The 4,310-nt window shown below is 66.7% G+C and carries 3 protein-coding genes; all 3 read right to left on the reverse strand.

Going from position 1 to position 4,310, the window contains the following annotated elements; translation table 11 throughout:
• Positions 1 to 590, reverse strand: a 590-nt coding sequence (locus ACFDTC_RS13465; protein WP_375259398.1) for an EF-hand domain-containing protein, incomplete at its 3' end; no start/stop codon positions are given.
• 301 nt (positions 591 to 891) lie between these two features.
• Entirely contained in the window at positions 892 to 1,599 is a 708-nt protein-coding gene (locus ACFDTC_RS13470) for a phosphotransferase enzyme family protein (protein ID WP_375259399.1), read from the reverse strand.
• 150 nt (positions 1,600 to 1,749) lie between these two features.
• Positions 1,750 to 4,310: carbamoyl-phosphate synthase large subunit (gene carB, locus ACFDTC_RS13475; RefSeq protein ID WP_375259400.1), on the reverse strand; the 2,561-nt coding region annotated here is incomplete at its 5' end.

The raw sequence follows: 4,310 nt of genomic DNA on the forward strand, positions 1-4,310 counted from the left end.
CCGCCGCCGCCATTGCCGCCACCGTTGCCGCCGCCGTTTCCGCCGCCGCCACCGTTGCCGCCCTTGCCGCCGCCGCCGTTACCGCCGGACTTTCCGCGGCCCGAGCCGTTGGCCGAGGCGGTGTCGTCCAGCGCCGCGCGCTGTCCGGCCGCGCTGTGGGCGCGCGGGCCGCCGCGTTCGCCCTTGGGATCGTCCGAGCGGCGCACCTCGTCGAGGGTTACGACGCCGTCGCCGTCCGCGTCGAACTTGGCCAGCGCGGCCTGCGCCTCTGCGCTGAAGGCGTGCTCGAGCTCTTCCTCGTCGAGGGTGCCGTCGCCGTCCAGGTCGATGTCGTCGAAGGTCAGCTGGCCTTCCTCGCCCTCCTCGTCGGATTCGCCGCCCGCGGCCTCGTCCGCGCTGAGAACGCCGTCGCCGTCGGTGTCGTAGGCGTCGAGCGTCGAGCCGCCGGCCTCGCCGAAGCTGCCCTCGAGCTCGGACAGGCTGAGCGCGCCGTCGCCATCGGTGTCGATCTCGTCGAAGGTGGCCGCGTGCGACGCGGACGCCATGACGGTAACCGCAAGCAGGATGGCGGTGCTGTTCAGAAGTTTCATGCTGGTCCTCTCTGTTCAGATCCTCGAAAGGTCTATGGCCAATCCGACAACGCTGTCTGAAAGCCCTGGCCGAAAGAGGCCGCAATATGCATAAATTTCAAGCCTTTGCCGCTAAACCGGCGGGGGAGCGGCGTAAACCCGGGTTTAGGCGCCAAGCGGGGTTGGGGTTGGCGCGCGGTCGGCTTGTCTCGGGAGCGGGTCTGGCAGGGTTGGGCGCGCGTTAAAGGGGAAGCGGCGGAGTATTTCGTGCGGCGCCGAGCCTCAGGGGCTTGTCAGCTACGCGGCCATTGCTGCCGTCCGTTCAAAGGCGAGAGGCAATCTGGCGAGCGTGGTGCGGTTCGATTTGCCACGAACACGCGACCTCCCAAGCAAGGCGAGCTGACTGCTCTTCCGCAGTGCTCTTGCCGAGCGCTGCCTTGTCGAAAAGGACGAGATCGCGACGACATTCATCCCAGTCTATGAGTGCAGTCCTTCCGTCTGCGCATCTGATCAGATTTCCCGGATTGAGGTCACCATGGATGACGGCTTGTCTCTGCCCGGAAACAGCGGACCACAACTCGCGACAGCGACCGACAAGCTCACCGGGCATTGCTCGCAAGTCCACATCACCGCCGCATTCCTGTTCGATCAAGTCTTGCGAGGACAGGAATCCCGGGCGCTGGGGAATATCGCCGGTCGCAGCGTGAAACGCGATAATCTGGGGGCCGACCGACGGCACTTCATCCGGAGAGACATGACTGCCAGCCAAGTGAGGCTCGCAGGTCCAGCCGTCCTCGATCAAATTGCCATTTCTGCTCTTGATGAGTTTAGGCACGACCAATCCCACGTCTTCCGCGATGTTGTGGACCACATCGAGCCATCTTAGTGCCGCCTCAGAGCGGCGCGTCGATTTAAATACAAGCACCTGTCCAGACGCGACGCCAAGCGTCGCAAAGGCGTGGTTCCGGTGCCCGCCGGCCAGAGGGCAAAGGTCGGCATCAACACCCCATCTTTCGATTGGCGGTCGCACAGCCGATCATCCTTGTCGTTCGAAAGCTGAGACTGCGCCTGCAGTTGTCGGCCTGCAAGGACCGCTTAGTGCTCGGAGCGGACGTTGCTCCTCCGAGCCTCGCTGTGCGCTGCTCATGTCTTCTAAAGCTCCAGGCGGCTTAAGCCGCCCTCACGCCTGCAGCGGTTTCACCACCAGTTCGCCCTCTTCCTGTTCGCGGATCGCCAGCGCGGCGGCGTGGGCGCCGGCGGCGGTGGTGAAGTAGGGGATCTTGTCGTACAGCGCGACCGAGCGGATCTCGCGGCTGTCGGACACGGCGGCGGCGTTCTCGGTGGTGTTCATCACCAGGTCGATGCCGCCGTCCTTGAGCATGTCGACGATGTTCGGCCGGCCCTCGTAGACCTTCTTGACGGTCTCGGCCTCGATGCCCGCGCCGCGCAGGAAGTCGGCGGTGCCCGAGGTCGCGACGATGCGGAAGCCGAGATCGGTCAGGATGCGCGCGGTCTCGGCCATCTGCGGGGTCTTGTCGCCGTCGCGGATCGACAGGAAGACCGCGCCGCCCTTGGGCAGCACGTTGCCCGCGCCCATCTGCGCCTTGAGGAAGGCGCGCGGGAACGAGCGGTCCCAGCCCATGACCTCGCCGGTCGAGCGCATCTCGGGGCCGAGCAGCGTGTCGACGCCGGGGAAGCGGGCGAAGGGCAGCACGGCCTCTTTCACCGAGAACCACGGCATCATCGGGTCGGCCAGCGTCATCGGATCGGCCAGCGGCAGGACGGTGTCGTAGTCGGCATCGGCCGGGTAGGGCGCGCGCATCGGGAAATCGGCGAGCTTCTCGCCGGCCATGATGCGCGCGGCGATCGACGCGATGGCGCTGTCGGTGGCCTTGGCGACGAAGGGCACGGTGCGGCTGGCGCGGGGATTGACCTCGATCAGGTAGATCTCGCCGTCCTTGATGGCGAACTGCACGTTCATCAGGCCGACGACGTTGAGGCCCTTGGCCAGTGCCACGGTCTGGCGCTTGATCTCGTCCAGGATGCCCGCGTCGAGCGAGTAGGGCGGCAGCGAGCAGGCGCTGTCGCCGGAATGCACGCCGGCCTCCTCGATGTGCTGCATGATGCCGGCGACGTGCACGTCGGTGCCGTCGCAGATCGCGTCGACGTCGAGCTCGACCGCGCCCGACAGGTAGCTGTCGAGCAGCACCGGGCTCTTGCCGGACACGACGACGGCGTCGCGGATGTAGCGTTTCAGGCTGGCCATGTCGCGCACGATCTCCATCGCGCGGCCGCCCAGCACGTAGGACGGGCGGATGACCAGCGGAAAGCCGATCTCCTCGGCGATGGCCAGCGCCTGTTCGTCCGAGGACGCGATGGCGTTCTTCGGCTGGCGCAGGTCGAGGCGGTTGACGAGGTCCTGGAACCGCTCGCGGTCCTCGGCGAGGTCGATCGCGTCGGGCGTGGTGCCGAGGATCGGGATGCCGGCGGCCTCGAGATCGCGGGCGAGCTTCAGCGGGGTCTGGCCGCCGAACTGCACGATGACGCCGTGCAGGGTGCCGTTCTCCTGCTCGATGCGCAGGATCTCCATCACGTGCTCGAAGGTCAGCGGCTCGAAGTAGAGACGGTCCGAGGTGTCGTAATCGGTGCTGACGGTCTCGGGGTTGCAGTTGACCATGATGGTCTCGTAGCCGGCGTCCGACAGCGCGAAGCAGGCGTGGCAGCAGCAATAGTCGAACTCGATCCCCTGGCCGATGCGGTTCGGGCCGCCGCCGAGGATGACCACCTTCTTGCGGTCCGAGGGGCGGGATTCGCATTCCACCTCGCCCATCATTGGCGCCTCGTAGGTCGAGTACATGTAGGGGGTCTGGGCCTCGAACTCGGCCGCGCAGGTGTCGATGCGCTTGAAGGCCGCGACGACGCCGGCGTTGATGCGGGCCTGGCGCACGGCCATCTCGGTCAAGCCTGTCAGCGCGGCGAGACGCATGTCGGTGAAGCCCATCATCTTGAGCGCGCGCAGCCCCTCGGCGTCGGCGGGCAGGCCGTTCGCGCGGACCTCGGCCTCGGTCTCGACGATCTCGCGGATGCGGGCGAGGAACCACGGGTCGAAGCTGGTGACGGCGTGGATGTCGTCGTCGGAGGTGCCCAGCCGCATCGCCTGCGCGATGACGCGGATGCGGTCGGGGGTCTGGCGCGACAGCGCCTTGACGATGGCGGATTCGTCCTGGCCCTCGCCGAGGCCGGGGATCTCGATCTCGTCGAAGCCCGACAGGCCCGTCTCCATCGAGGCGAGCGCCTTCTGCATCGATTCGTGGATCGTGCGGCCGATGGCCATCGCCTCGCCCACCGACTTCATCGCGGTGGTCAGCGTGGGTTCCGAGCCGGGGAACTTCTCGAACGCGAAGCGCGGGATCTTGGTGACGACGTAGTCGATCGTCGGCTCGAAGCTGGCGGGCGTGACCTTGGTGATGTCGTTGTCGAGCTCGTCCAGCGTGTAGCCCACGGCGAGCTTGGCGGCGATCTTGGCGATCGGGAAGCCGGTGGCCTTGGACGCCAGCGCCGAGGAGCGCGACACGCGTGGGTTCATCTCGATCACGACCATGCGGCCGTTGTCGGGGTTCACCGCCCATTGGACGTTCGAGCCGCCGGTCTCGACACCGATTTCGCGCAGGACGGCAATGCTGCCGTTGCGCATCATCTGGTATTCCTTGTCGGTCAGCGTCAGCGCGGGGGCGACGGTGA

The organism is Citreimonas sp., from assembly GCF_042096055.1.
In the GTDB taxonomy this organism is placed as follows: domain Bacteria; phylum Pseudomonadota; class Alphaproteobacteria; order Rhodobacterales; family Rhodobacteraceae; genus Citreimonas.